Source organism: Flavobacterium davisii, from assembly GCF_019565505.1.
In the GTDB taxonomy this organism is placed as follows: domain Bacteria; phylum Bacteroidota; class Bacteroidia; order Flavobacteriales; family Flavobacteriaceae; genus Flavobacterium; species Flavobacterium davisii.
This window is the reverse complement of record NZ_CP067378.1, coordinates 1,108,078-1,134,389: the sequence shown is the minus strand read 5'-3', so window position 1 is coordinate 1,134,389 and position 26,312 is coordinate 1,108,078. Positions and strand designations below refer to the sequence as shown.

The 26,312-nt window shown below is 33.5% G+C and carries 26 protein-coding genes and 6 pseudogenes; 31 read left to right on the top strand and 1 reads right to left on the bottom strand.

Going from position 1 to position 26,312, the window contains the following annotated elements; translation table 11 throughout:
- Positions 1 to 65 precede the first annotated feature (65 nt).
- The 3 genes and pseudogenes from JJC05_RS05585 to JJC05_RS16755 all read left to right on the top strand — a co-directional run bounded on the left by JJC05_RS05585 (position 66) and on the right by JJC05_RS16755 (position 4,176).
- Positions 66 to 3,163: pseudogene (locus JJC05_RS05585) on the top strand (efflux RND transporter permease subunit).
- Between the two features lie 252 nt (positions 3,164 to 3,415).
- Positions 3,416 to 3,802, top strand: a complete 387-nt coding sequence (locus JJC05_RS16760; protein ID WP_258929534.1) for a hypothetical protein — start codon at positions 3,416 to 3,418, stop codon at positions 3,800 to 3,802.
- 71 nt (positions 3,803 to 3,873) lie between these two features.
- Positions 3,874 to 4,176 carry a hypothetical protein gene (locus tag JJC05_RS16755; protein ID WP_258929533.1) on the top strand — a complete coding sequence of 101 codons (303 nt, stop codon included), beginning with the start codon at positions 3,874 to 3,876 and terminating at the stop codon, positions 4,174 to 4,176.
- Positions 4,177 to 4,210: 34 nt separating this feature from the next.
- Here the strand turns inward: JJC05_RS16755 and JJC05_RS05575 are convergent.
- A pseudogene (locus JJC05_RS05575) lies at positions 4,211 to 5,465 on the bottom strand (NAD(P)/FAD-dependent oxidoreductase).
- 113 nt (positions 5,466 to 5,578) lie between these two features.
- Between JJC05_RS05575 and flxA the strand changes: the two are divergent.
- The 28 genes and pseudogenes from flxA (at position 5,579) to JJC05_RS05440 (ending at position 26,272) form a co-directional block, all read left to right on the top strand.
- Positions 5,579 to 7,096, top strand: a complete 1,518-nt coding sequence (gene flxA / locus JJC05_RS05570; protein ID WP_105195266.1) for a flexirubin biosynthesis tyrosine ammonia-lyase FlxA — start codon at positions 5,579 to 5,581, stop codon at positions 7,094 to 7,096.
- A 112-nt stretch (positions 7,097 to 7,208) separates the two neighbouring features.
- Positions 7,209 to 7,939: pseudogene (gene flxB, locus JJC05_RS05565) on the top strand (flexirubin biosynthesis SDR family reductase FlxB).
- A 17-nt stretch (positions 7,940 to 7,956) separates the two neighbouring features.
- A complete protein-coding gene (locus JJC05_RS05560; RefSeq protein WP_127823611.1) occupies positions 7,957 to 9,180 on the top strand; it encodes a beta-ketoacyl-[acyl-carrier-protein] synthase family protein in 1,224 nt (407 codons plus the stop codon).
- A 1-nt stretch (position 9,181) separates the two neighbouring features.
- Positions 9,182 to 9,430, top strand: coding sequence for an acyl carrier protein (locus JJC05_RS05555; protein WP_088390026.1), 249 nt, complete (start codon positions 9,182 to 9,184; stop codon positions 9,428 to 9,430).
- 6 nt (positions 9,431 to 9,436) lie between these two features.
- A complete protein-coding gene (locus JJC05_RS05550; protein ID WP_088390025.1) occupies positions 9,437 to 10,315 on the top strand; it encodes a lysophospholipid acyltransferase family protein in 879 nt (292 codons plus the stop codon).
- 13 nt (positions 10,316 to 10,328) lie between these two features.
- Positions 10,329 to 11,226: pseudogene (locus JJC05_RS05545) on the top strand (dialkylresorcinol condensing enzyme DarA).
- A gap of 4 nt (positions 11,227 to 11,230) precedes the next feature.
- The gene (gene darB, locus JJC05_RS05540) at positions 11,231 to 12,364 is read left to right on the top strand and encodes a dialkylresorcinol biosynthesis protein DarB (protein ID WP_235878514.1); all 1,134 of its coding nucleotides are present in this window, start codon (positions 11,231 to 11,233) and stop codon (positions 12,362 to 12,364) included.
- Positions 12,364 to 12,810, top strand: coding sequence for a hotdog family protein (locus JJC05_RS05535; protein WP_105195261.1), 447 nt, complete (start codon positions 12,364 to 12,366; stop codon positions 12,808 to 12,810). Before darB ends, JJC05_RS05535 begins: the two co-directional genes overlap by 1 nt.
- Complete coding sequence (locus tag JJC05_RS05530) at positions 12,803 to 13,264, top strand: hotdog family protein (protein ID WP_105195260.1); 462 nt, start codon at positions 12,803 to 12,805, stop codon at positions 13,262 to 13,264. The genes JJC05_RS05535 and JJC05_RS05530 overlap by 8 nt, the downstream gene beginning before the upstream one ends.
- A gap of 3 nt (positions 13,265 to 13,267) precedes the next feature.
- Positions 13,268 to 13,672, top strand: coding sequence for a flexirubin biosynthesis protein DarG (gene DarG / locus JJC05_RS05525; protein ID WP_105195259.1), 405 nt, complete (start codon positions 13,268 to 13,270; stop codon positions 13,670 to 13,672).
- The gene (gene darH / locus JJC05_RS05520) at positions 13,672 to 14,679 is read left to right on the top strand and encodes a BtrH-related acyltransferase DarH (protein WP_235878512.1); all 1,008 of its coding nucleotides are present in this window, start codon (positions 13,672 to 13,674) and stop codon (positions 14,677 to 14,679) included. The genes DarG and darH overlap by 1 nt, the downstream gene beginning before the upstream one ends.
- Positions 14,672 to 15,427: an ABC transporter ATP-binding protein gene (locus JJC05_RS05515; protein WP_105195257.1), complete on the top strand. Its 756-nt coding sequence runs from the start codon at positions 14,672 to 14,674 to the stop codon at positions 15,425 to 15,427. The genes darH and JJC05_RS05515 overlap by 8 nt, the downstream gene beginning before the upstream one ends.
- A 7-nt stretch (positions 15,428 to 15,434) precedes the next feature.
- The gene (locus JJC05_RS05510) at positions 15,435 to 16,700 is read left to right on the top strand and encodes an ABC transporter permease (protein WP_258929532.1); all 1,266 of its coding nucleotides are present in this window, start codon (positions 15,435 to 15,437) and stop codon (positions 16,698 to 16,700) included.
- Positions 16,675 to 17,124 (top strand): acyl-CoA thioesterase, encoded by a 450-nt coding sequence (locus JJC05_RS05505; RefSeq protein ID WP_105195255.1) that lies wholly within the window; start codon positions 16,675 to 16,677, stop codon positions 17,122 to 17,124. Before JJC05_RS05510 ends, JJC05_RS05505 begins: the two co-directional genes overlap by 26 nt.
- A 1-nt stretch (position 17,125) precedes the next feature.
- Positions 17,126 to 18,241, top strand: coding sequence for a beta-ketoacyl synthase N-terminal-like domain-containing protein (locus JJC05_RS05500; protein WP_235878509.1), 1,116 nt, complete (start codon positions 17,126 to 17,128; stop codon positions 18,239 to 18,241).
- A 2-nt stretch (positions 18,242 to 18,243) separates the two neighbouring features.
- Complete coding sequence (locus tag JJC05_RS05495; RefSeq protein WP_127823618.1) at positions 18,244 to 18,858, top strand: 3-oxoacyl-ACP synthase; 615 nt, start codon at positions 18,244 to 18,246, stop codon at positions 18,856 to 18,858.
- A 3-nt stretch (positions 18,859 to 18,861) separates the two neighbouring features.
- Positions 18,862 to 19,119, top strand: coding sequence for a phosphopantetheine-binding protein (locus tag JJC05_RS05490; protein ID WP_088390013.1), 258 nt, complete (start codon positions 18,862 to 18,864; stop codon positions 19,117 to 19,119).
- Positions 19,120 to 19,230: 111 nt separating this feature from the next.
- Positions 19,231 to 20,424, top strand: coding sequence for a beta-ketoacyl-[acyl-carrier-protein] synthase family protein (locus JJC05_RS05485; RefSeq protein ID WP_235878508.1), 1,194 nt, complete (start codon positions 19,231 to 19,233; stop codon positions 20,422 to 20,424).
- 8 nt (positions 20,425 to 20,432) lie between these two features.
- The gene (locus JJC05_RS18005; RefSeq protein ID WP_309597425.1) at positions 20,433 to 21,017 is read left to right on the top strand and encodes a beta-ketoacyl synthase chain length factor; all 585 of its coding nucleotides are present in this window, start codon (positions 20,433 to 20,435) and stop codon (positions 21,015 to 21,017) included.
- Positions 21,014 to 21,493, top strand: coding sequence for a hypothetical protein (locus JJC05_RS18000; protein WP_309597424.1), 480 nt, complete (start codon positions 21,014 to 21,016; stop codon positions 21,491 to 21,493). The genes JJC05_RS18005 and JJC05_RS18000 overlap by 4 nt, the downstream gene beginning before the upstream one ends.
- Positions 21,487 to 22,233 (top strand): polysaccharide deacetylase family protein, encoded by a 747-nt coding sequence (locus tag JJC05_RS05475; RefSeq protein ID WP_235878507.1) that lies wholly within the window; start codon positions 21,487 to 21,489, stop codon positions 22,231 to 22,233. Before JJC05_RS18000 ends, JJC05_RS05475 begins: the two co-directional genes overlap by 7 nt.
- Complete coding sequence (gene lolA2, locus JJC05_RS05470) at positions 22,220 to 22,870, top strand: flexirubin biosynthesis/transport protein LolA2 (RefSeq protein WP_508625125.1); 651 nt, start codon at positions 22,220 to 22,222, stop codon at positions 22,868 to 22,870. The genes JJC05_RS05475 and lolA2 overlap by 14 nt, the downstream gene beginning before the upstream one ends.
- Positions 22,860 to 23,468, top strand: a complete 609-nt coding sequence (lolB2, locus tag JJC05_RS05465) for a flexirubin biosynthesis protein LolB2 (RefSeq protein WP_235878505.1) — start codon at positions 22,860 to 22,862, stop codon at positions 23,466 to 23,468. Before lolA2 ends, lolB2 begins: the two co-directional genes overlap by 11 nt.
- A gap of 5 nt (positions 23,469 to 23,473) precedes the next feature.
- Entirely contained in the window at positions 23,474 to 23,917 is a 444-nt protein-coding gene (locus JJC05_RS05460) for an outer membrane beta-barrel protein (protein ID WP_235878504.1), read from the top strand.
- Complete coding sequence (locus JJC05_RS05455; protein WP_235878503.1) at positions 23,910 to 24,155, top strand: hypothetical protein; 246 nt, start codon at positions 23,910 to 23,912, stop codon at positions 24,153 to 24,155. Before JJC05_RS05460 ends, JJC05_RS05455 begins: the two co-directional genes overlap by 8 nt.
- A 3-nt stretch (positions 24,156 to 24,158) precedes the next feature.
- A pseudogene (locus JJC05_RS05450) lies at positions 24,159 to 24,529 on the top strand (ApeI family dehydratase).
- Positions 24,530 to 24,605: 76 nt separating this feature from the next.
- A complete protein-coding gene (locus JJC05_RS05445; protein WP_105195247.1) occupies positions 24,606 to 25,088 on the top strand; it encodes a hypothetical protein in 483 nt (160 codons plus the stop codon).
- Position 25,089: 1 nt separating this feature from the next.
- Positions 25,090 to 26,272, top strand: a pseudogene (locus tag JJC05_RS05440) (DUF2062 domain-containing protein).
- The last annotated feature ends 40 nt before the right edge of the window (positions 26,273 to 26,312 follow it).

Sequence of the window (26,312 nt, the reverse complement as noted above, 5' to 3'; positions counted from 1 at the left end):
AGATAGACAAGGACCTATAAATGTTTTTTCAATTAGAGTACATTGTCGAATTTAAAAAATAAATTATGAACAAATTCATAAAAAATATAATAGCTTTTTCTCTAAAGAATAAGTCATTTACTTTTTTTTGGGTAACAGTGCTTGTCATTTCAGGTTTTGTTGCCTTTAAAAATATGCCTATAGAAGCCTTCCCAGACGTTACTAATACACAAATTATTATAGTAACAGAATGGAATGGTCGTAGTGCAGAAGAAATTGAACGTTTTGTAACAACCCCTATCGAAATTTCCATGAATTCGGTACAAAAGAAAACAAGCGTTCGTAGTATTACCATGTTTGGTTTGTCCGTAATTAAAATTATTTTTGAAGATGATGTAGACGATTTTTTTGCAAGACAACAAGTTAATAATCAGCTGCGAAATGTTTCTTTACCCGAAGGAGTATCACCAGATGTACAACCCCCGTATGGTCCTACAGGCGAAATTTTTAGATATACACTTCAAAGTAAAAATCGCGATAGTAAAGAATTATTAACACTACAAAATTGGGTAATTGATAGGCAATTAAGAGCCGTTCTCGGCGTAGCTGATTTAGTAGCTTTTGGAGGACAAGAAAAAACATACGAAATAAGTGTAGACCCTAACAGATTAGCCAAATATGGCGTAACCCCTCTGCAAGTGTATGAAGCCGTAACCGAAAGTAATATTAATGTAGGAGGAGATGTTATTGAAAAAAATAGCCAAGCCTATGTGGTTCGAGGTGTAGGGCTATTAGGAAGTATTCAAGATATAGAAAATATTATAGTAGACGATGCGGGAGGTAATCCTATTTTAGTTAAAAATCTTGCTGATGTTCATGAAAGTGCCATGCCTCGTGTAGGTCAAGTAGGCTTAAATAATAACGATGATGCGGTAGAAGGAATTATCGTGATGCGTAAAGGTGAAAACCCAAAAGAAGTCCTAGAGCGCGTAAAAGCTAAAATAGAAGAATTAAATACGTCTATTTTACCTAAAGATGTAAAGATGATAACATTCTACGACAGAGATAATCTAATGAATTTTACAACCGAAACCGTCATGCACAACATGTTTGAAGGAATCATCTTTGTAACCGTTATAGTATTTCTTTTTATGGCCGACTGGCGAACGACCCTTACTGTTTCAATTATTATTCCATTATCTCTTTTATTTGCGTTTTTATGTTTGAAATTAAAAGGGATGAGTGCTAATTTACTCTCTCTTGGAGCCGTCGATTTCGGAATTATTATTGATGGAGCCGTCGTTATGGTCGAAGGAATTTTTGTTACCCTAGACCACCTTGCTCATAAAAAGGAATGGACAAATTTAATAAGTTTGCCAAAGGAAAAATTATTAAACAAACAGGGACCACATTAGGAAAAGCTATTTTCTTCTCAAAACTTATTATTATAACGGCCTTACTTCCCATTTTTGCTTTTCAAAAGGTGGAAGGGAAAATGTTTTCTCCTTTAGCCTATACACTAGGTTTTGCGTTATTAGGAGCTCTAATTTTTACTCTGACACTAGTACCTGTATTATGTCATATCTTTTTGAATAAAAATGTGAAAGAAAAACACAATCCTTTTGTTAATTTTTGGGATAATTTGGTTCAAAAAGGTTTTAATTGGACCTTCGCTCATAAACGAATTACCTTAATAACATCGGGAACACTAATAGCAATTGTGCTTTTTTCTGCTCAATTTATGGGGACAGAATTTTTACCACAACTTAATGAAGGAGCATTGTGGGTAGAAGCTAAATTTCCAATGAGTCAAAGTCTAACAGAAACAGTTAAAAAAACGGCAGTATTACGCAAAGAATTACAAAAATTCCCTGAAGTAAATGGGGTTTTAAGTCAAGTAGGACGTAGTAATGATGGTACAGATCCAAGTGGATTTTATTACGTACAAATGCAAGTAAACCTAAAGCCAAAAGAGGATTGGAAGCGAGAAATTTCAATGGATGATTTGGTTCGAGAAATGGATAAAAAGTTATCACAATATCAAGGGATAGGATTTAATTATTCACAACCAATTATTGATAACGTAGCAGAAAGTGTAGCAGGAATTAACGCCTCTAATGCCGTTAAAATATATGGTGAAAATTTAGAAGAATTAGATAAACTAGCAAATCAAGTAATAACCAATATTAAGAATGTAAAAGGAATAAAAGATGTAGGTATTTTACGTAATGTAGGACAGCCAGAAGTAAGCGTGATTTTAGATCGCGATAAAATGGCAGCTTATGGCGTGAAAATTTCGGATGCTCAAGCAGTATTAGAAATGGCTTTTGGAGGAAAAACAGCAACAGAAAAATATGAAGGAGAAAGAAAATTTGATGTGCGAGTTCGCTACCTAAAAGAATACCGTAAAGATGAAAAAGATATGAGTAATCTACTTGTTCCAACAATTAATGGTAGTAAAATCCCAATTAAAGAATTTGCTACAATTAGAAAAATTACAGGCCCAGCATTCATCTATAGAGACAATACAAAACGTTTTATTGGAGTTAAATTTTCAGTAAGAGATCGTGATCTAGGAAGTACAATTGCCGAAGCACAACAAAATGTGTCAAAGTTAAAACTGCCTACAGGATATAGTATAGGATGGACAGGAGAATTTGAAAATCAAGTAAGAGCTACAACTCGTCTGGGTCAAATGGTACCTATAAGTTTAATAGGAATATTTGTTTTGTTATTTATCATGTTTGGAAATATAAAAGATTCCTTACTAGTCTTAGCAAATGTACCTTTTGCAATTATCGGAGGAATTTTAGCACTGCATATTACAGGGATGAATTTTGGAATTTCAGGAGGTGTCGGTTTTATAGCTTTATTTGGAATTTGTATTCAAAATGGCGTAATATTAATAGCTGAATTTCATCAAAATATAAGAGAGAGAATGACCATTGAAGAAGCTATTTTACAAGGTGTGAAAATGCGTACAAGACCTGTCGTTATGACTGCCTTAATGGCATCTATAGGGTTATTGCCCGCAGCTATAAGCACAGGTATAGGATCCGAAAGTCAAAAACCTTTAGCAATTGTAATTATTGGAGGTTTGATTACTGCAACTGTACTTACCTTACTCGTCTTTCCTATTATATTTTGGATTTTTAACAGAGTTAAACAAAGTACAATCGTATAATTATTATGCCCCATGTAAACTAAAACGGATTCTTTTAATCATAATAATAAGGCTTTTCAATTTTGTACTGCCCCCAAATAGTATTTAACTTTTTGGGGGCAGTGCATTTTAAAATATATCTGTTTGCAACAAATCGTATAGTAAAAACAGCAGAAAAGGCTTTTATGCTTGAAGTGTGTAAAAAACTTAAAGAAGATATTATGATTAAAGTTGGTTTAAATTAGTATATTTACCTCCTGAATTTAAATAATTATGAAAAAAATAATGGGATTGTCCTTGTTATTTATAACAAATGTTATAATTGGACAAACAATCAAATACGAAAAAGAAAAAATCAAAGAAATGGAAACTGTTCTTTTTGAAGAAACTTTTGTTTCCGTTAATAATAAAAAGACTTCAACGATCATTTTAAAAGATGGTCGTTCAATCATTGGTTATTTTGAAGATATTAATAGAAAAAAAGGCCAAATAAAGGAAGTTGAAGTTAAAGACAGTGTTACTGGAAAAGTAGAGACTTTTGATGCTTCAAAAATTTCGGAGTTATATTTGTCTCCGAGCGGTACAGAAAAGTTTCGAAAAGCTATGAAAAATTTTACAAATATTCGCAGTTTGAGTAGAAAAGATCATAAAAAGTTATAGACAAAGAAACCGTTTTTTATAAAAATCAATTAGTTTCTTTAAAAAATAAGAAAGAACAAAAAGAATATTTAATGCAACTAATAAATCCTACTTTTAATAGCTCTATAGAAGTTTATGGAGATCCTAATGCTAGTGAAACCCAGGCAGTAGCTATAGGTGGTATGAGAATGGGAGGAGGAGTAATTAAATCATATTATATCAAAAAAGGAGAAAAAATGATTTGGTTACATAAAGATGAATTTAAAGAAACGTATAATGATTTATTCGGGGATAATGCGGAGTTTATGAAGAGTTATCCATTAGACTCAGTGAAATGGGATTATTTAAGTTTCTTAATTTATGAATATACAAGAATGAATAAAGAAACTAAATAAAAATTTAAATTTGTTTCAAAAAGAAACCCAAGTTTTAAACTTGGGTTTCTTTTTGCTCTTGCTCCATTTTTAATAAATGCGCCATATTTTTAATCACACTATCGTGTTTTTTAACAAAAGGATTGGTTTCATCCCAAACATACCCAGCTAAAACAGCACAGATTTTCTTCTTAACTTCTGGATTTTCAGGTTGGTGGAAAAACAAAGTTTGTAAATTACCTGTATACCACTCCTTAACATACGTTGTAAACACCCCAATTCCTGAACGCATATATTGCGTAAATTCTACTTCCCAATCAATTTTTTCACCGTTTAACTGACGATGAACCAATTTAGCAGATAGCATGCCCGATTCTGTAGCAAAAGCAACACCAGACGAGAAAACAGGGTCTAAGAATTCAGAGCTATTTCCTGTTAAAGCAAAACCTTCGCCATACATACTTTTTACAGAACGCGAATAATTTTCTAATTTAACGGGTTCAAACAAGAAATCCACACCACCAAAACGTTTGATGTAATAGTCTGATTTTTGAATGGCATTTTTCAATGCTTCAGCAGTATCGTTATTTTCAGAAAGTGCATTAATAAAAGAGGTAGGGCCTACAACACCTAAGCTGGTATTTCCATTTGAAAACGGAATAACCCATAGCCATACTTCAGTTTCTAAAATGTCGAAAGAGATCATGGTACCTTCTACTCCTTCTGGTCTATTAACATCTTTTACATGGGTAAAAATAGAGGAATGTGGGTCTAATTTAGAAGGCGTATCCAAATCTAGTAAACGAGGAAGTACGCGCCCATAACCACTAGAATCAATGATAAATTTCGCATGAATTTCCTTCATTTCCCCATTCTTATCTTTAACAGTCGTAATCGAGTCGGAACCATTAAATTTTACAGCTAAAACTTCCGTCTCAAATTCTAAATCAATTCCTTTTTAATAACTTCTTGAGCTAACGTATTATCAAAATCAGCACGAGGTACTTGCCATGTCCAATCCCATCCTTCGCCATGTTTGATGCTAAAATCAAAAACACAAATTTCTTCTCCCCTAATAAAACGAGCCCCTAATTTTTTTCAAAATTCATAGCGTCTAAAGCAGGAAATAACCCCGCTTCGTAAAAATGATCCATTACTCTAGGAATTAAACTTTCGCCTACGACCAGTCTTGGAAACTTTGTTTTTTCAACCACTTTTACACGAGTACCATTGTTATGCAAATATGATGCCGATACACAGCCAGAAGGGCCTGCTCCAATTACCAATACATCAACAAATTCTTGTTTCATGTTTTTCTTTTTCCTTTTTTCTTTTTCAGAATATATTAACTTTGTGGCTTCAAAAGTAAAGACATAATATCAAATAAAAAAAGATATTCAATCAATCATATAAAAATATTGAAATGGCAGTGATACACGAATATTTAAAACTAGAAGAATTTATTTCTATAGTGTTTAAAAAACAAAAAGTAGAAATTAGTAACGAAGTTTTAAATAGAGTAGAAGAGAGTTTTGATTTCTTAAAAGAATTTTCAGGAAATAAAGTTATATACGGAGTAAATACAGGTTTCGGACCCATGGCGCAATACCGCATAAAGGATGAAGACCGTTTACAATTACAATATAACTTAATTAGAAGTCACGCTTCAGGTACGGGTAAGCCTTTAAGTCCTGTAAATGTAAAGTCTGCTATTTTGGCTAGATTGAATACGCTTTCTCTAGGGAATTCAGGGGTGCATCCCTCTGTAATTGCCTTGATGAAAGAATTTATTAATAAGGATATTACACCTCTAATTTTTGAACACGGTGGAGTAGGAGCAAGCGGTGATTTAGTACAATTAGCTCATTTAGCACTTACATTGATTGGTGAAGGTGAAGTTTTTTATAAAGGAGAAAGAAGAGCGACTAAAGAGGTTTTAGAAATAGAAGGCTTGCAGCCTATTAAAGTTGAGTTACGTGAAGGCTTGGCATTGATGAACGGAACTTCTGTAATGACAGGAATCGGTATCGTTAATGTGTATAATGCACAAAAAGCGTTGGATTGGTCGGTAAGAATATCAAGTGCGATTAATGAAATCGTTCAAGCGTATGACGACCATCTATCAGCCGAATTGAATAATACAAAGCACCACTTCGGACAACAAGAAATCGCTAAAATGATGCGCGAGCATTTAAGTGATAGTACCTTAGTACGTAAACGTGATGAGCATTTGTATAGCGGTGAAAATACTGAGGAAGTTTTCAAAGAAAAAGTTCAAGAGTATTATTCATTGCGTTGCGTGCCTCAAATTTTAGGTCCCGTTTTAGATACCATCAACAACACAGCGAAAGTGTTAGAAGATGAAATAAATTCAGCAAACGATAATCCGATTATCGATGTAAAAAACAAACACGTATATCACGGAGGTAATTTCCATGGCGATTATATTTCATTGGAAATGGATAAGTTGAAAATTGTGGTAGCTAAAATGACGATGTTAGCAGAAAGACAGTTGAACTATTTATTGAATTCAAAAATTAACGAATTGTTGCCACCATTTGTTAATCTTGGTACTTTAGGTTTCAACTTTGGAATGCAAGGAGTTCAGTTTACAGCGGTTTCAACTACTGCTGAATCTCAAACGTTATCAAACCCTATGTATGTACATAGTATTCCCAATAATAACGATAACCAAGACATCGTTTCTATGGGGACGAATGCAGCAGTTATGGCAGGAAAAGTCATAGAAAATGCTTTTGAAGTTTTGGCTATCGAAATGATTACTATTGTTCAAGCAATAGATGCTTTAGGATACGCAGGGCAGATTTCTACGGAAACGCGTAAGTTTTATGACGAAGTGCGTGCTATAGTGCCTGCTTTTAAAGATGATATGGTAATGTATCCTTATGTGCAGCAAGTGAAAGATTATTTAATGCAATAAAAGGAAGACTCGCATAAAATTAACGATTGGATAAAGTCATTTTCTAAAATAATAAAAAGTTAATATATTTAACTAAAACCATATAATAAGGATATTTTTTAAATAAAAAGGCATGAAGTGTGCATTAATTACGGGAGGATCAAGAGGCATTGGAAGTGCGATTTGTAAAAAATTAGCATCAGAAAAGAACTATCATATTTTAATTAATTATCAAGGCAACCAAGAAGCAGCTTTAGCAACTTTACAAGAAGTAGAAGCCTTAGGAGCTACAGGCGAAATTATAAAATTCAATGTAGGGAACCACGCTGAAGTTACTTCGGTATTAACGCAATGGCAAGAGGCTAATCCGAATGCAATTGTGGAAGTAATTGTAAACAATGCGGGTATTACTCGTGATGGATTGTTTATGTGGATGACTCCAGAAGATTGGAACAATGTGATTAATACCAGTTTAAATGGTTTTTATAATGTAACTAATTTCTTTATTCAAAAAATGTTGCGAAACAAATATGGACGTATCGTTAATATGGTTTCTGTATCTGGGGTAAAAGGAACACTGGGCAAACCAACTATTCTGCTGCTAAAGGAGCTGTAGTTGCTGCTACTAAAGCATTAGCACAAGAAGTAGCGAAACGAAATATTACGGTAAATGCCGTAGCGCCCGGTTTTATTCGTACCGATATGACAGGTGATTTAGATGAAAAAGAATTGGTAAAAATGATTCCTGCCAATCGTTTTGGGGAAGCAGAAGAAGTCGCAGCATTGGTTAGCTTTTTAACTTCTAAAAATGCTGGGTATATCACGGGAGAAGTGGTAAATATAAATGGTGGAATCTATTCATAATAAGTACTTGTAATAAGATGGGAAGAAGGGTGGTAATTACTGGTATGGGGATTTATTCTTGTTTGGGTACTTCTTTAGAAGAAGTTAAGGAATCTTTGTATCAAGGTAAATCAGGAATTGTTTTTGATGAGGAAAGAAAAGAATTTGGTTTCCAATCTGCATTAACAGGTATGGTGCCAAATCCAGAGTTGAAAGCACTTCTAAACAGACGTCAACGCATTAGTATTGGGCAAGAAACGGAGTATGCGTATATGGCTACTATCGAAGCGCTGAAACAAGCTAAAATTGATGATGCTTTTTTTGATAACAATGAAGTAGGAATCCTTTATGGTAACGATAGTGTATCGAAAGCCGTAATTGATGCAACGGATATTGTAAGAGAAAAGAAAGATACGGCTTTAATTGGTTCAGGCGCTATTTTTAAATCGATGAATTCAACCGTAACCATGAATCTTGCTACCATATTCAGATTGAGAGGTGTAAATATGACAATTAGCGCAGCTTGTGCTAGTGGTTCGCACTCTGTAGGTCTTGGATTTCATTTGATAAAAAGTGGGTTACAAGATATTATTATTTGTGGGGGAGCTCAAGAAATAAATAAATACGGGATGGCTAGCTTTGACGGATTAGGCGTTTTCTCTCCTAGAGAAAATGACCCAACTAAAGCGTCTCGCCCTTTTGATAAAAATCGTGATGGACTTGTGCCAAGCGGAGGTGGCGCAACCTTGATTTTGGAAAGTTATGAGTCAGCTGTAAAACGAGGTGCTCCTATTATTGCAGAAGTAGTAGGGTACGGCTTTTCATCAAATGGAGGACATATTTCTACGCCTAATGTAGATGGGCCTTCTACAGCCATGCGCAGAGCATTAGAACAAGCTGGAGTTTCACCTGATGAAATTACTTACATTAATGCCCATGCGACTTCTACACCTTTAGGTGATGCAAATGAAGCAAAAGCTATTTATGAAGTGTTTGGAAGTAAACCTTATGTGAGTTCTACAAAATCGATGACAGGGCACGAATGTTGGATGGCAGGGGCAAGTGAATTGATATATTCAACCCTAATGATGCAAAATGATTTTATCGCGCCGAATATTAATTTTGATGAACCAGATGAGGATTCCGCTAAGTTAAATATCGTCAAAGAAACAGTTAATCAAAAATTTGACCTATATTTGTCAAATTCTTTTGGATTCGGTGGAACAAATTCTGCCGTAATAGTTAAGAAATTTAAAGAGTAAAATGGAAGCAGCAGTTATTTTAGAAAAAATTAATGAAATTCTTGTAGATGAATTTGAGGTAGATGGAGATGCCATTACAGCCGATGCTAATTTAAAAGAAACATTAGGATTAGATAGTTTAGATTATGTAGATTTAGTAGTTTCGATTGAATCAAGTTTTGGTGTGAAATTAGTGGAAGCTGATTTTGCAGGCATCGTAACTTTCCAAGATTTTTACAATTTAATTGAAACAAAAATAGCACAAAAATAAAGTACAATGAGTCAATGGGATGGTAAATCCAAAGGCACTCTATTAGGATACAAAATTTTTGTTTTTTGTATTAAAAAGCTAGGAATCAGAATGGCATACAGCGTTCTCGTTTTCGTAGCTTTTTATTATTTTCTAACACAGTTTAAGACTAATAGAGCCATATTTTATTATTTGCACCAGCGTCAAAAGCAAAACCGACTAAAAGCATTTTTTAATATCTATGTTAGTTATTTCGTTTTTGGGCAAACGCTCATTGATAAAACGGCTATTTCAGCTGGATTAAGAAATAAGTTTACCTACGAGTTTGACGGTATCGAAAATCTTAAAAAATTATTAGCAGAAAAGAAAGGGGGCGTTTTAATTAGTGCCCATGTAGGTAATTTTGAAATCGCTGAGCATTTTTTTGGTGAAATTGATTTCGATTGTCAAATCAACTTGGTCACGACCGATTTGGAACATTCTGTAATCAAACAATATTTGGAAACAGTAACCAAAAAACCATCTATTAAGTTTATTATCGTTCGCGAAGATTTATCTCATATTTTTGAAATTAATCAAGCTTTGTCTAATAACGAATTGATTTGTTTTACAGGTGACCGCTATTTTGAAGGGAATAAATGTTTTGAAGAAGCATTATTAGGTGAAAAAGCACTTTTCCCTGCAGGTCCTTTTTTAATTGCCTCACGTTTACAAGCACCCGTTGTTTTTGTATATGTGATGAAAGAAGCCAATTTACATTATCATTTGTATGCGCGCGTGGCGGATGTGAAACGTAGAGATGAAAAAGGGTTACTAAAAGCCTATACGCAAAGTGTAGAAAGTATTTTAGAAAAATACCCTTTGCAATGGTTTAATTATTTCGATTTCTGGAAAAAACTGCAGTAGTTAAAAAAAACAAATGAAAAAAGTTTTAGTAGTACAATTTAGTCAATCCGGTCAGTTAACTCAAATTACCCAAAATATAGCTGCACCACTTGTAGGTGAAAGTGATATTGAGGTAAGTTATTATACTATTTCTATTGACAAGAGTTTTCCTTTTCCATGGGATAAAGCTGCATTTTTTGACGCTTTCCCGGAGTCTTTTTGCAAATTCCTTCCGAATTAAAAGACCCTCAAAACGAAGTGCTACATCAAAAATATGATTTGATAATTTTAGGTTATCAAGTTTGGTATTTGAGTCCTTCCATTCCAATGAATTCTTTTTTGAAGAGTGCCATAGCAAAACAACTTTTTAAAGACACCGAAGTGGTTACCGTAATTGGTGCCAGAAATATGTGGGCATTAGCACAAGAAAAAGTGAAAAAGCAATTACAGGAATTGGGTGCAAAACTTACAGGGAATATTGTACTGGTAGATCGAAATATCAACCACATTAGTGTAATTACAATTGTTCAGTGGATGTTCACAGGGAAGAAAGAAAAATATTTAGGTATTTTTCCAAAACCAGTGTATCAGAATCTGAAATAAAGGAAGCTACAAAATTTGGAAAGGTGATTATAAATTATCTAAAAGATAAAAGTATACCGCTTCAGAATGAATTAGTAGCACATAATGCAGTAGAAGTGCGTCCATTTTTAATCGAAATGGATACAAAAGCAAATAAAATGTTTAAGATTTGGGCTAATCTTATCATCAAGAAAACGAAATCAAGACCTTTTTGGTTAAAGGTATTTAACTATTATCTGTTTGTTGCAATTTGGTGTATCTCACCTTTGGTGTATTTGATATATCTTTTAAAACGCCCATTTATCAATAATAAAATTAAAAAACTAAAAGCCTATTATCAAGGAGTATAAATATATGTTTGACGTTTACATTACTCGTTCTGGAAAATTTTTACCAAATAATCCCATTGCCAATGAGGAGATGGAATCTTATTTGGGATTAATTGACAATAAAACCTCTAAAGCAAGACGCATTATTTTGCGTAATAACGGAATTACTTCACGTTATTATGCAATAGATAATAATGGTGTGCCAACACATTCCAATGCAGATTTAACTCAAAAAGCGATCGAATCGTTGTTTGATGCGGATTTTGATGCGCAAAATATCGAATTGTTATCTTGTGGTACTTCTACCCCTGACCATTTGTTACCATCGCATGCAGCTATGGTACATGGATTGTTACAAAACAAACCTGTTGAATTGAATTCTTCGTCAGGAGTTTGTAATGCCGGTATGATTGCAATGAAGTTTGCCTATATGTCTGTAAAATCAGGAAATACTGCTAATGCAATTGCAACAGGTTCTGAGCGTGTATCAACTTGGATGTTAGCTGACCGTTTTGAGAATGAAGTTGTAAACTTAAAATCTTTAGAAGAGCAACCTATCATTGCTTTCAAAAAAGATTTCTTACGTTGGATGTTGTCTGATGGAGCAGGTGCATTTCTTTTAGAAAATCAACCAAGAGGCGAACGTTCGTTGAAGGTAGAATGGATGGAATCGTATTCGTATGCCCATGAATTGGAAGCTTGTATGTATGCGGGTGGTGATAAAAGAGAAGATGGCTCGATTAAGCCTTGGAGTGACTATTCTGCCAATGAATGGTTGAAACAGTCCGTTTTTTCAATCAAACAAGATGTGAAATTATTAGACGCGCAAATCTTAATTAAAGGTGCTGAGAGTATGAAAAATGCTCTTGATAAAAATAAAGTAAGTGCTACAGAAATTGATTATTTCTTGCCACATGTATCTTCACATTATTTTGTGAAAGGTCTGGCCGCAGAATTAGAAAAAGTAGGTGTAGGTGTACCAATGGAAAATTGGTTTATGAATTTGAGTAACGTTGGAAATGTAGGTTCAGCATCTATCTATTTAATGTTAGAAGAATTAATGAATTCAGACCGTTTGAAAAAAGGGGACAAAATATTATTGTCGGTGCCTGAAAGTGGTAGGTTTTCATACTCGTATGCTTATTTAACAGTTTGCTAATGACACAACAAGTATTTCCAATAGTAGATAAAACTTTCGTGGAACAATTAATTCCACAAAAGTTCCCTTTTGTCATGGTCGATACATTAGTGTCGTTTGAAGAAGGAAGCGTAGTAGCAGGATTAACTGTGGTTGCTGAAAATATTTTTACTTCAGAAGGTATATTTCAAGAATCAGGCTTGATTGAACACATGGCACAATCCGTTGCTATTTATACCGGATACCAATACTATTTGAAAAATGAACCAGCTCCTACAGGATACATAGGTTCTATTAATGGTATTCAAATCAATAGATTGCCTAAACTAGGTGAATTTATTACAACGCAAGTTGCTATTTTGCAGGAATTTATGGGCGTGACGCTGGTTGAAATGACCGCTACTATTGAAGGAGAAATTATTGCTACAGGAAAAATGAAAACGGTAATTGCTGGAGCAAATGAATAATACAGAAGAACTTATTGAAATTCAAAATTTTTTGCCTCATCGAGCACCTATGCTTATGGTGGACTATATTTTGAATTTGTCCGAAACGACTGTTAAAACGATCTTTGAGATAAAAGCAGACAATATTTTTGTTACGGATGGTTTTTTTGCAGAAGCAGGTATGGTTGAAAATGCGGCGCAAACCTGTTCATCTATTGTAGGGCAAACTTTTTTTGTAGACGAAAATCAGCAAATTAAAGAAGATGTTAAGGTAATCGGTTTCATTAGTGGAATTAAAAAAGTGTCACTTTTTGGATTGCCTAAAGTGGGTGAAACTATAATTACAGAATCCGTATTGAAATCACGTTTTGATAGCGATAATTATTGTATTTGTACTATGGAATGTAAAACATTTATAGCGGATAAATTAGTGTTAGAAGCAGAATTGAATTTGTTTATTCAAGAAACGAATTAAAAAATGAAAAAAGAAGAAGTGCCTCAAGACCAAAGTAATCTTTCCAAAAATAATATGAAAGAGCTTTGTTATGCAGTTGATAAAGATGGTCAATATACTACCGCTTTAAGCAGTGGTTGGGAACCTAAAACGATTGCATTGGAGCATTCTATGCAAGATATAAAAGAGCGTGTGCAATGGGCTAATGAACAAGTTAAAAATGGTTTAGTGAGCCCTATTGTATATTTTATGGAAGTTCACAAAATGGATTGGGTAACCTTAGCAGGTTATGTTTCTATGTGGACTTGGCGTGTAAAGCGTCATGGAAAACCAAACGTTTTTAAAAAACTGACGGAAAAACAATTACAGCGTTATGCCGATGCATTTGAAATAACGATAGATGAATTGAAAAATTTTAGAGGGATATAATGGAGATTAATTTTACACACCATCAGTCTGCACATTGTGAAAACGGTGTCGCATCAAACTTATTAAAGTTTAACGGAATCAATTTAAGTGAACCTATGGTTTTCGGTATTGGTTCAGGTTTGTTTTTCTTCTATTTTCCTTTATTGAAGGTGAATCACGCGCCAGCTATCAGCTACCGCCCAATGCCCGGAAGTATTTTCAATAAAGCAGCAAAACGTTTAGGAATTACAGTAAAGAGACAACGTTTTGCATCTGCTGAAAAAGCGCAACTAGCTTTAGATGCTAATTTAAAAAATAATATGCCTACAGGACTACAAGTAGGTGTTTATAATCTTACTTATTTCCCTGATGAATACCGTTTTCATTTCAACGCCCATAATCTTGTGGTATATGGAAAAGAAAATGGAACTTATTTAATCAGTGACCCTGTAATGCAAACCGTAACAACTTTGACCGAAAAGGAATTAGAAAAAGTACGTTTTGCTAAAGGAGCTTTAGCTCCAAAAGGGCACATGTATTTTCCAGTGAATATTCCTAGTCAATTGCAATTAGAAAAAGCAATTGTAAAAGGCATAAAGAATACCTGTAAAGATATGTTAGCGCCGCTACCTTTAATTGGTGTTGCGGGAATGAGACGTTTAGCGAAACATATTCGCATTTGGCCATCAAAACGTGGCGTAAAAGTAGCGAACCATTATTTAGCTCAAATGGTGCGTATGCAAGAAGAGATAGGAACGGGTGGTGGTGGTTTCCGTTTTATATATGCGGCTTTCTTGCAAGAAGCTTCTGTGATATTAAAAAATGAGTCATTGTTAGAATTGTCTAAAGAAATGACTGAAATTGGAGACCGCTGGAGAGACTTTGCTGTTATGGCGGCTCGTGTGTACAAAAACAGAAGTAACCAAAATGATGTGTATAATACTTTGGCTACAGAGCTAGAACAGTTAGCACAATTGGAAGAGCATTTTTTCAAAAAACTAAAAAAAAGCAGTGTAATTCATGGATAATCATATTATACATATTACCAAGCTTTATAAGCAATATAAAGGAGCTGATTTCTTTTCAGTAAACGATTTGAATTTAGCTATAGCCCAAAATGATATCTTCGGATTGTTAGGTCCTAATGGAGCTGGAAAAACTACTTTAATTTCGATGCTTTGTGGTTTAGTCAAACCTACCTCTGGGACTTTTAGTATCGATGGTTTAACCTATGCTACAGATGCTAATTTAATTAAGCAACGTATAGGAGTAGTACCTCAAGAGTATGCTTTATATCCTACCTTGACAGCTCGTGAAAATCTGTTGTATTTTGGTAGTATGTTAGGTTTGAAAGGGAAAGAATTACGCACCAAAGTAGATGAATTATTAGATTATTTAGGTTTGTTAAAGTTTGCTCATAAACCTGTTGAAACTTTTTCAGGAGGAATGAAACGTAGAGTGAACCTGATTGCAGGAATTTTGCATAATCCTAAAGTCTTGTTTTTAGATGAACCCACTGTAGGTGTTGATGTACAATCAAAAAATGTAATAATAGACTTTTTGAAAGAGTTAAATGCACAAGGAACTACTATAGTTTATACCTCACATCATTTAACAGAAGCACAGGATTTCTGTAACAAAATAGCGATTATTGATAGAGGTACTATTTTTGCCGAAGGAACTCCTACAGAATTGATTCAAAACACGCCGAATGCACATAATTTGGAAGATGTTTTTATTGCTTTAACTGGAAAAGAATTAAGAGACAATGCATAAACTTTGGATGTCCATATATAAAGAAGTATTATTGCTTAAACGTGATTTGGGTGGTTTAGTCATTCTATTTGTAATGCCTTTGGTACTAATCATCACGATAACTTTAATTCAAGATGGCGCATTTAAATCCGTATCCGATGCAAAAATTCCTGTTTTATTAGTAGACCAAGACAATGGGGATATTTCTAAAACTATTATTGAAAATCTGAATAAAAGCGGTTCTTTAGAAGTAATTACAACGTCTAATGGTAAAAAATTAACTGAAAATGTTGCTAAAGATTTAGTTTTTTCGGGTAAATACCAATTAGCCATAGTAGTTCCAGAAAAATTAAGTACCGATTTACAAGCCAAAGTAAATCAGAATGTTGAAAAAATCATGAGTAGCTTTGGGGTAGCAGCAGAAGAAAGTATACCTTCAGCCCAAACTATTGCTTCAAAGGAAATCAAATTATATTTTGACCCAGCATCTCAATTAAGTTTTAAAAATGGTATCAAAAACGCTATCGATAAAATGGTAGCTACGATTGAAAATAAAACTATTTATGCTTCTTTTCAAGAGCAAATGGGAGAAACAGATGGGGAACTTTTTGAACAAAAAAGTTTTATAAATTATAAAGAAATTGTTCCGAAAATTGATAACAAAGAAGTAATACCAAATTCGGTACAGCATAATGTACCCGCGTGGACTTTGTTTGCCATCTTTTTTATCGTTGTCCCTTTGTCTATTAATATTGTGAAAGAAAAGAGCCAAGGAACATTTATCCGTTTAATAACAAATCCTGTTTCTTACAGTACCGTTATCTTAGGGAAAACCATTACTTACTTATTAATATGTATTATCCAGTTTTGGTTAATGATGTTAGTAGGATTGTATGTCTTTCCTTATTTAGGATTACCTCAATTGGATATTAGCGGACGATTCCTTTTAATGAATTTAGTGGCTATAGGAGCAGGACTAGCAGCTATTGGTTTTGGAATTCTTCTAGGAACAGTGGCTACAACACAAGAACAATCCGCCCCTTTTGGAGCAACTTCGGTGGTTATATTGGCTGCTGTGGGTGGTGTTTGGGTTCCTGTTTTTGCTATGCCAAAAATCATGCAGTATATAGCACATATTTCACCAATGAATTGGGGATTAAATGCCTTTTACGATGTTTTATTACGTAATGCGGGTATTGTCACAATTTTGCCCAACTTGATTTTATTGGTGCTATTTTTTGTTTTAACTATCACGATTGCAATTACCTATGATAAAAAGAAAAGAGCTGTGTAAAGAAATACCAGAATTAATGGTAGCGCACGATATTCGTGTTCGATTTAATGAAACGGACCCTTTGGGTATCGTATGGCATGGCTATTATATTACCTATTTTGAAGATGGTAGAGAAGCCTTTGGACGTCAACATGGGATTTCATATCTCGATGTTCAAGCTAATGGGTATACAACACCAATAGTAAAATCGTCTTGTGAGCATAAATTGTCTTTACGTTATGGCGATGTAGCTAGAATTGAAACTACTTTTGTAGATACTCCCGCTGCTAAAATGATTTTTAGATACAAAATATTTGATAATGATAATCAAGTAGTCTGTACGGGTGAAACTGTACAAGTTTTTTTAGATAGCAATGGGGATTTATCGTTAAGTCTTCCACCTTTTTTTGAGGCATGGAAACGTAAATGTGGATTAATTGAATAAGATGAAACGCTGTTATATTACAAAATCCAATTGTATTACACCACTTGGCAATTCAGTAAGTCAAAACTGGAATGCGATTCAAGAAGGTGCATCAGGTATTGCAAAACATAGTCGTATGGGAATGTTAGAAGATTTTTATGCTTCTATTATACCTAATGATATGATTTTATCTAATGCCGAGGGTTGGTCAAAAATGGAAAAATTATTGGTTCAAGTTTTAGAGCCAATTATTGATACCTCAAAAATTAATGAACGTACGGCATTTATTTTTTCAACTACCAAAGGCGATATTATTCAATTAGAAAATAAATCAGCAACTATAGAGCAAGCACAATTAGCAACGTTGGCAAAAAAAGTAGCGCATCACTTTGGATTTTCTACTGAGCCTATTGTGGTATCAAATGCTTGTGTTTCTGGAATTTTAGCAGTTTCGGTTGCAAAACGTTTAATTCAAGGTGATTTGTATGATAATGCTTATGTAATTGCTGGCGATGAAGTAACAGAATTCGTGCTTTCTGGATTTAATTCTTTTCAAGCTATGAGCGATGCACCTTGTAAACCTTATGATGCTAATCGAACAGGGGTTACTTTAGGTGAAGCCGTTGCAGCTGTTTATGTAACTTCTTTTGAAGAGGAAATTAAATCAAATGATTTTGAAATATTGGGTGAAGGTGCTGTAAATGATGCCAATCATATTTCAGGTCCTTCAAGAACAGGAGAAGGTTTGTACAGAAGTATTCAATCGGCTTTGAAAGAGGCAGGAGTAGAAGCAAATCATATCGATACCATTTCAGCACATGGAACGGCTACGCCTTATAATGATGAAATGGAAGCTATAGCTTTTAATCGTTTGGGATTGCAGGATAAGCCAGTAAATAGTATGAAAGGATATTACGGTCATACATTAGGGGCTTCGGGTTTATTAGAAACGGTGATGGTTTTAGAAAGTGCCAGACAAAACCAATTGATAGTATCTAAAGGTTATGAAACGTGTGGCGTTAGTCAACCCATTCGAGTGATTACGCATGCCGATAAAGTAGAAATTAATACGCTATTAAAAACAGCTTCTGGTTTTGGTGGATGTAATACGGCAGTAGTTTTTAAAAAAATACAGTAATTTTGGAAGCAAAATACAACATACAAAAAGTTTGCACCCTCAGTAATGAAGGTTTGTATATGGATGGTCAAAAAGTAATGGCGTGCGAAGAGGAATCATTTGCTGATTTTTCAAAACGTATTTACAAACAGTTTGAAGTAAGTTATCCTAAATTTTTTAAAATGGATAATTTGAGTAAACTTGCTTTTTTAGCCTCTGAGATGGTATTGAAAGATACCGTTAAAAACGAGCAAGAAAATAATATAGCGGTTATATTTGCCAACCAATCCGCAAGTTTGGATACCGATGTGAAACATCAAGATTCGATTGCGGATAAAGAAAATTATTTTCCAAGCCCTGCCGTTTTTGTGTATACCTTGGCAAATATTTGTATTGGTGAAGTAAGTATTAAGCATAAATTAAACTCAGAAAACGCATTCTTTGTGTTCGATGCGTATAATGCACCTTTTATGCACACATATACAGAACAATTACTCAAAACGGATAAAGCAGATAAAGTTTTATGTGGCTGGGTCGAGTTGTTTCAAGATAACTACAAAGCAGTAGTGTATTTAGTAGATAAACAAAAAATAGGTGTAGCACACCATATTGAGAATATAAATCAAATTTTTAATTAAGTTATGGAAGCATTAAAACAAGAACTAAAAGCGAAGATTATTGAAGTATTAAATTTGGAAGATGTAACTGTAGAAGATATCCAAGATACTGATGCTCTTTTTGGAGATGGTTTAGGATTGGATTCAATCGACGCTTTAGAATTAATTGTTTTATTAGATAAAGAATACGGTATCAAATTAACAGATCCTAAAGAAGGTAAAACGATCTTCGCTTCAGTTGAAACTATGGCTGACTTTATTGCTAAAAATAGAACAAAATAAAAGGCAATTCTAAAAAAATGAACCAATAAAAAAAGGCTGTTTTTAAACTGGTTTTTGAAACAGCCTTTTTAAGTGCTACCACAAGGAATACTAATATAAACTTTCATCTAGATGAAAATTGCTATAACAGGTATGGGGATTATTTCTGCGATAGGTAAAACTGTAGCAGAAAATTATGAGTCATTAATTAATAAACAAACGGGAGTTTCCGAAATTGAAAATTTTGAGACGACTCATAAAGATGTTATTAAAGTAGGGGAAATTAAATTGAGTAACCAAGAATTGGTTAACTTGTTAGGTTTACCTGAATCTAATAATTTTTCACGTACCGCTTTATTAGGTGCTTATGCAGCTCAAAAAGCTGTAGAAGATGCTCAAATTAAAGATATAAACGCGTATCGCACAGGTTTGATTTCGGCTACTAGTGTAGGAGGAATGGATATGACGGAACGTTATTATTATGAATATTTCGAAAATCCAGAAATTCAAAAATATATTAGTGCGCATGACGCAGGTGATTCATCACACAAGATTGCCGACTATATTGGATTAAAAGGGTTTGTGTCAACAGTGAGTACAGCCTGTTCTTCTGCTGCAAATGCTATAATGTTAGGCGCCAGAATGATTGCTTCTGGACAGTTGGATAGAGTGATTGTGGGCGGTACAGATGCGATGTCTAAGTTTACAATAAACGGTTTTAAAACCTTAATGATACTTTCAGACACATTTAATACGCCTTTTGATGACAATCGTAAAGGGTTGAATCTTGGGGAAGCAGCCGCCTTTATCGTGTTAGAGTCTGATAAGCTTGTAGCTCAAGAGGGAAAAAAAGTATTAGCTTATTTAAAAGGTTTTGGAAATGCGAATGATGCTTACCATCAAACGGCATCTTCTGAAAATGGAGAAGGCGCTTTCTTGGCGATGCAAAAAGCTTTTAAAATGGCAGATATAACGCCTGATGCGATTGATTATATCAATGCGCATGGAACAGCTACACCAAATAACGATTTATCGGAAGGAAGAGCGATTATCCGTGCTTTCGAAGGGTATGCGATTCCTGAGTTTAGTTCAACTAAAGCATTTACAGGACATACTTTAGCTGCAGCAGCTGCTATTGAAGCAGTCTACAGTGTTTTGGCTATGCAAAACGGAAAAGTGTTCCCGAATTTAAATTTCAAAACACCAATGCAAGAGTTTGATTTAATCCCACAGACAGAGGTTCAAGATAAAGAAATAGACTATGTATTGTCTAATTCATTTGGATTTGGAGGAAATTGTTCAACCTTGATTTTTTCAAAAAACTAAAAAACAACATGAAAGCTTGTTATATAAACGGTGTGGGTTCGGTTTCATCTCAAAAAACTTTTGAAGGTGATTTTCTTTCCGAAATAGCTATTGATGAAACTCAAAATGTGCGTTTTGCCCAACAACCTTCGTATAAAGAAATGATTCCTCCAGCCATGATTCGTCGTATGGCAAAAGGGGTTAAAATGGGAATTTTTGCTTCCAATAAAGCATTAGCGGAGGCGGAATTAACTTACCCAGAAGCTATTATTACGGGGACAGGAATGGGTTGTGTGGAAGATTCAGAAAAGTTCTTGAAAGCAATTATTGATAACCAAGAGCAATTTCTTACACCAACTTCTTTTATTCAATCGACTCACAATACAGTAGCCGGACAAATTGCATTGGGATTACAATGTAAGAGTTACAATTTTACCTATGTAAATGGAGCGGTTTCTTTTGAAACTGCCTTGTTGGACGGTAAAATGCAAGTGGAAACAGGTGAGGCATCATCGGTTTTAATTGGTGGGGTTGATGAAACTTCTGCTCATACATTGGAATTGTTCAAATTAGTAGATGTAATCAAAAAGAAAATGAGCAACCTTTTCAAGTGAAAAATGCTACTACAGCGGGTGTTGTTTTTAGTGAAGGGGCCACTTTTTTTGCTTTAGATAATGTAGCTAAAGACACTACTTATGCTAAGTTGGATGCTATAAGTATGAAAAATGTTTTGGATAAAGCGGAAGTTCAAGATTTTGTAACTTCTTTTTTAGCAGAACAACAAATGGATAGTTCGGAAATTGATGCTATAATTTTAGGGTATAATGGTGATGTGAATTTTGATGGGTACTATGATGAAGTAACCTCATTATTCGCTAATACAGCACAATTGTATTACAAACATATTTCTGGTGAATATAACACAGCATCAGCATTTGGATTATGGGTGGCATCGCATGTAGTGAAAAATCAAAATGTTCCTGAAATTTTACAATGGAATGCTATCAAGCCTACTGCATTGAAAAAAGTGTTATTGTATAACCAATATCAAGGAAGAGACCATAGTTTGGTTGTATTGTCGCAATGTTAAGACATAAATACATAAGTTTAATTACGCTACTTCTTTTGCCTTTGTTTTTATATTGGCAAATGCCGTGGTGGGCTTATGTATTGCTGTTTTTGATACATACGGGTTTTACCGCTTGGGGTGCATTTGATATTAGAATGAATTATTTTTTACCTGCCTTTTCGAGTTTTAAAACCAATGAAAATGCAATTGCGTTAACTTTTGACGATGGACCAACCGAGTTTACACCTTTGGTATTGGACTTGTTAGCGAAATATGACGCTAAAGCGACTTTTTTTTGCATTGGAAAACAAATAGCTCTTTATCCAGAAATTGCTAAAAGGATTGTAGATGAAGGACATCAAATTGCCAATCATACCTATTCACATTCTAATCAAATGGGATTTTTTAGCAAAAAACGTTTGTTGGATGAATTTGAACAGACAGATGCTTTACTTGAGAAAATAACGGGGAAAAGTAATCGTTATTTTCGTCCGCCTTTTGGAGTAACAAATCCACACATTGCTAAGGCAGTAAAAGAAAAAAACTATAAAGTTATAGGATGGAATATCCGATCGTTGGATACGGTTATTTCAGATGAAAATTTAATTTTTGAGAGGATCACTTCCAATTTAAAAAAAGGAAAAATTATATTACTTCACGATATTTCTCAAAAAACGGTAAATGTTTTGGCACGATTATTGTTATTATTGCGAAAAAATAAATACAAAACAATTACGGTAGAGGAATTTGAAAAAAAATAATTATAGAAAATATAATGATAAAAAAAATACACTCACACTATTGGCTTGTTTGTTTTTTGTTTCCTTTTGGGCGCAAGAACAAAAAATGACAGATTCTGAAATTACAAAATTTAAGAACCTAGTAGAAAAAGAAAATAAAAATATTAAAACAATTAAAACGGACTTTGTACAATACAAACACTTGGATTTCTTATCAAAAGATATTGAAAGTTCAGGGAAAATGTATTTCAAATTGCCTAATTTGTTAAACTGGCAATACAACAAACCGTATCAATACAGTATCGTTTTTAAAAACAATAAAGTTTTTATTAACGACCAAGGGAAGAAAAGTACTGTAGATGGGAAACTTTTTGAGAAAATCAATAAGATGATTATTGGTAGCGTGAGCGGGAATATGTTTGATGATAAAGAATTTGCTATTACTTATTTTAAAACGAACGATAATTACATTGTTAAGTTGTTGTCCAAAGCCAATCAAGTGAAGAAATACATCAAACAAATTGAGTTAACGTTTCCAAAAGATGATCCAAGCGTTTCTCAAGTAAAATTAATAGAACCATCAGATGACTTTACAAAAATAGTATTTAAAAGTAAACAAATAAATGCAAAGTTTAACGACGAGGTTTTTGATAACTAGTATATTAGGCGTATTTTTGCAAGGTTGTAAAATATATGAACCTTTAGAAAATTCAGTATTAGAGCATAAAGAACAAATAATTCTAAATCCATACTTTGCAAATCCTGAATTAGATTATATATACAAAGCTCAGATAGAAGCGTATGGAAATACTTTAAGTGGTTTATTCATAATAAAGAAAATAAACCAAAATTCCCACAGAGTAGTGATGACTACTGATTTTGGAAATAAATTATTAGATTTTACTATCGGAGAACAAGAAGTAAAAACAAACTATGTAATAGAGGATTTAAACAAAAAAATCATATTAAAAATATTAGCAAACGATCTTAAATTATTAGTTCAAGAAAAGTATCTAGCAAAAACAGAAAGGGAAAAAGATGAAATACGAGTGTTAGAAACAAAACAAAATGCAATACATAACTATTTTTACTTTAAAAAGGACAGTAATCAACTAATAAAAATAGTTCAATCCACAAAAAGAAAAGCAAGATTGTCAATAATTTTTGATACAAAAAACGCTGATTTTTCGGATCAAATTTTTTTAGAACATTATAACTTTAATATAAAAATAAATTTAAAACAAATAATAAAATGAAGAATATGAAAAGAGTATTTGTAGCATTAGCTTTATTTATTGCAGGGGTAAGCGGAGTTCAAGCCCAAGTAACTTTTAATCCTATAGTTCGTGGAGGATTAAATGTTTCGCGTTTTACAAATGGCGATACAGGTTATCAATATTCGTATGGTTACGATGCAAATACAGGACGATTTATTAAAAGTGAAAGTGATAATCTTTTTTCAACAAAAGCTAATTTTTATTTAGGTTTTGGAGTAGCGTTAAAGTTTAATAAACTTTATACATTACAACCAGAACTTAATTATTCAGCTCAAGGAGCTAGTGCGAAAGTAGTTTATAATTCAAAAACGAACACAATGGAGTATGGAGACTTGAATGTTTCTTACTTTGGAGCACAAGTTATAAATAAGTTTAATTTCAGAAAATTTAACCTACATGTAGGACCAGGGATTAGACTTTATGACTAGTAAAAATTTTAAAGTTGAAAATGATGTAGATTTAACCCTTTCTATGGGAGCGGGTTATGATATTACTAAAAACTTTGGTGTAGAAGCTAGATTCAAAGTAGGGGTGGTACCTGTTGTTCAAACAACACATTACTCATATACTACAACTTCTACTACAACTTCAAGTTATTCAAGAACAGAAAATCACTCAAATGCACTTTTCTCTTTTGGGGCATATTATAAATTTGATATAAAATAATCAATGCTTTTAAACGATTTTTATAACGTTAACGAGCTAGATCAGTTAGCAGAAAATAAATATCTGGCAAAAGTAATTTTAAATCCAGCTCATCAAATCTTTAAGGGGCATTTTCCAGAAATCCTGTGACCCCGGGAGTTTGTATGATGCAAATTATTAAGGAAATTACTCAGGAAATTTTAGGCGTATCTTTACAAATGACAGCGTCAAGTAATGTTAAGTTTATGGCAATCATTAATCCTGAAACTAATCCCGAATTAACGCTAGAGTTAGATTTGTCAGGCAATATAGCATCGGATGTTAAAGTTAAAAATACGACCAAATTTGGTGATACGGTTGCTTTAAAATTAACCAACACCTATCGTAAAGCTTAAAAAATAATTTCAAACGACTTAATTTTAGTTTGTATTTTTGCAAACTAAATTAAGTCGTTTTTTTAAATTATACATTATGAAAACTTTTTTAGCACTTTGTTTATGTAGCGTATTGCTTTCTTTTCAGCATTTTTCAGATTTACGTAACCAATATGAATATGCCTCCAAATCAAAAAATAATACTGAAAAGTTTTATGAATTAACGCAAAAAACAACTGGAGATAGCCCTGTTTTAATCGCTTATAAAGGAGCCGCTACTTTATTAAAATCACGTTTTGCTACCAATAAAGAAGAAAGGAAAGAACAATTCATGTTAGGAGTAAAGGCAGTAGAACAAGCAATAACTAAAGAAGGAAACAATGTCGAAATCCGTTTAATTAGACTCAGTATTCAAGAACATACACCTAAATTTTTAAAATATAAAGAGAATATTGAAGAAGATAAGAAAATAATAGTACAGAATTTTAACAAACAAAATACAGCTTTAAAAGAGTATATACAGCGTTATATAACCCAATCTAAAGTATTTACAGACACTGAAAAATCTAAACTAAATTAAAATGGTTACTAATTTATCTTGGTCTGAACGTATTAATAATGTAAAATGCTGTGTTGTTATTCCAACTTATAATAATCACAAAACTTTAAAGCGTGTATTGGATGGTGTTTTGGCTATTACTTCAAAAGTAATTGTAGTTAATGATGGTGCTACAGATACCACGCCTGAAATTTTAGCAACTTATGCTGATAAAACGATACAAGTACATTTGCCCGTAAATAAAGGGAAAGGAAATGCCTTACAAGTAGGTTTTAAGAAAGCTTTGGAATTAGGATTTGACCATGCTATCACTATTGATTCTGATGGGCAACATTTTCCAGAAGATATGAAAGTTTTTGTAAAGGCTTTAGAAGAATCGGATGAAGATGTTTTGTTAATTGGTAGCCGAAATATGGAACATGATTCGGTGCCTAAAAAAAGTAGCTTTGGTAATCGTTTTTCTAGTTTTTGGTTTTGGTTTGAAACAGGAATTAAGTTAAATGACACCCAGTCTGGCTATCGTTTATATCCTTTGCATGCGATTCCTAAAAAGTTTTTTACCAATAAATTTGAATTTGAAATCGAAATCATTGTACGTACAGCATGGAATGGCGTAGCGGTCAAAAATATCCCTATTCAAGTGCTTTATGACCCAGCTGAAAGGGTGTCACATTTTAGACCATTTAAAGATTTTACCCGCATCAGTATTTTAAATACCGTTCTGGTAATATTACTTTTCTTATACATTAAACCTCGAGATTTCATTAGAAACTTTAAAAAAAAAAAGTTTTAAAACATTTCTAAGAGAAGATTTGTTTGCTACTCAAGATTCAGCTTTAACCAAATCGCAATCGATTGCATTAGGTGTTTTTTGTGGAATTGCCCCTTTTTGGGGTTTCCAAACCGCAATCGTTATTACCACAGCCGTTTTATTGCGATTGAATAAGCCACTTGCCTTTGCGTTTTCCAATGTGAGTATTCCGCCTATGATTCCTTTAGTAGTCTATGGTTCACTAAAAGTGGGCAGTTTATTTGTAGAAAAAGAAGCACCTTTTACCTTAGCAGATACTTTCGATTTTTCTCAAATTAAAGAACATCTTTTTCAATATCTTGTGGGGAGTTTTATCCTTGCAATCAGTATGGCAATTATTTTCGGGGTTGGAAGTTATTTAGTACTTTCGCATCGGGAAAATAATAGGGTGTAAATAAATGTATTTTTTTTTTATTAAAATTCATGAATTCGTT

Bases quoted from the DNA above. Each gene is read 5' to 3' on its own strand.
- JJC05_RS16760 (WP_258929534.1), top strand. From the start codon at position 3,416: ATGAAAAAAATAATGGGATTGTCCTTGTTATTTATAACAAATGTTATA.
- JJC05_RS16755 (WP_258929533.1), top strand. From the start codon at position 3,874: ATGCAACTAATAAATCCTACTTTTAATAGCTCTATAGAAGTTTATGGA.
- flxA (WP_105195266.1), top strand. From the start codon at position 5,579: ATGGCAGTGATACACGAATATTTAAAACTAGAAGAATTTATTTCTATA.
- JJC05_RS05560 (WP_127823611.1), top strand. From the start codon at position 7,957: ATGGGAAGAAGGGTGGTAATTACTGGTATGGGGATTTATTCTTGTTTG.
- JJC05_RS05555 (WP_088390026.1), top strand. From the start codon at position 9,182: ATGGAAGCAGCAGTTATTTTAGAAAAAATTAATGAAATTCTTGTAGAT.
- JJC05_RS05550 (WP_088390025.1), top strand. From the start codon at position 9,437: ATGAGTCAATGGGATGGTAAATCCAAAGGCACTCTATTAGGATACAAA.
- darB (WP_235878514.1), top strand. From the start codon at position 11,231: ATGTTTGACGTTTACATTACTCGTTCTGGAAAATTTTTACCAAATAAT.
- JJC05_RS05535 (WP_105195261.1), top strand. From the start codon at position 12,364: ATGACACAACAAGTATTTCCAATAGTAGATAAAACTTTCGTGGAACAA.
- JJC05_RS05530 (WP_105195260.1), top strand. From the start codon at position 12,803: ATGAATAATACAGAAGAACTTATTGAAATTCAAAATTTTTTGCCTCAT.
- DarG (WP_105195259.1), top strand. From the start codon at position 13,268: ATGAAAAAAGAAGAAGTGCCTCAAGACCAAAGTAATCTTTCCAAAAAT.
- darH (WP_235878512.1), top strand. From the start codon at position 13,672: ATGGAGATTAATTTTACACACCATCAGTCTGCACATTGTGAAAACGGT.
- JJC05_RS05515 (WP_105195257.1), top strand. From the start codon at position 14,672: ATGGATAATCATATTATACATATTACCAAGCTTTATAAGCAATATAAA.
- JJC05_RS05510 (WP_258929532.1), top strand. From the start codon at position 15,435: ATGTCCATATATAAAGAAGTATTATTGCTTAAACGTGATTTGGGTGGT.
- JJC05_RS05505 (WP_105195255.1), top strand. From the start codon at position 16,675: ATGATAAAAAGAAAAGAGCTGTGTAAAGAAATACCAGAATTAATGGTA.
- JJC05_RS05500 (WP_235878509.1), top strand. From the start codon at position 17,126: ATGAAACGCTGTTATATTACAAAATCCAATTGTATTACACCACTTGGC.
- JJC05_RS05490 (WP_088390013.1), top strand. From the start codon at position 18,862: ATGGAAGCATTAAAACAAGAACTAAAAGCGAAGATTATTGAAGTATTA.
- JJC05_RS05485 (WP_235878508.1), top strand. From the start codon at position 19,231: ATGAAAATTGCTATAACAGGTATGGGGATTATTTCTGCGATAGGTAAA.
- JJC05_RS18005 (WP_309597425.1), top strand. From the start codon at position 20,433: ATGAAAGCTTGTTATATAAACGGTGTGGGTTCGGTTTCATCTCAAAAA.
- JJC05_RS05475 (WP_235878507.1), top strand. From the start codon at position 21,487: ATGTTAAGACATAAATACATAAGTTTAATTACGCTACTTCTTTTGCCT.
- JJC05_RS05460 (WP_235878504.1), top strand. From the start codon at position 23,474: ATGAAAAGAGTATTTGTAGCATTAGCTTTATTTATTGCAGGGGTAAGC.
- JJC05_RS05455 (WP_235878503.1), top strand. From the start codon at position 23,910: ATGACTAGTAAAAATTTTAAAGTTGAAAATGATGTAGATTTAACCCTT.
- JJC05_RS05445 (WP_105195247.1), top strand. From the start codon at position 24,606: ATGAAAACTTTTTTAGCACTTTGTTTATGTAGCGTATTGCTTTCTTTT.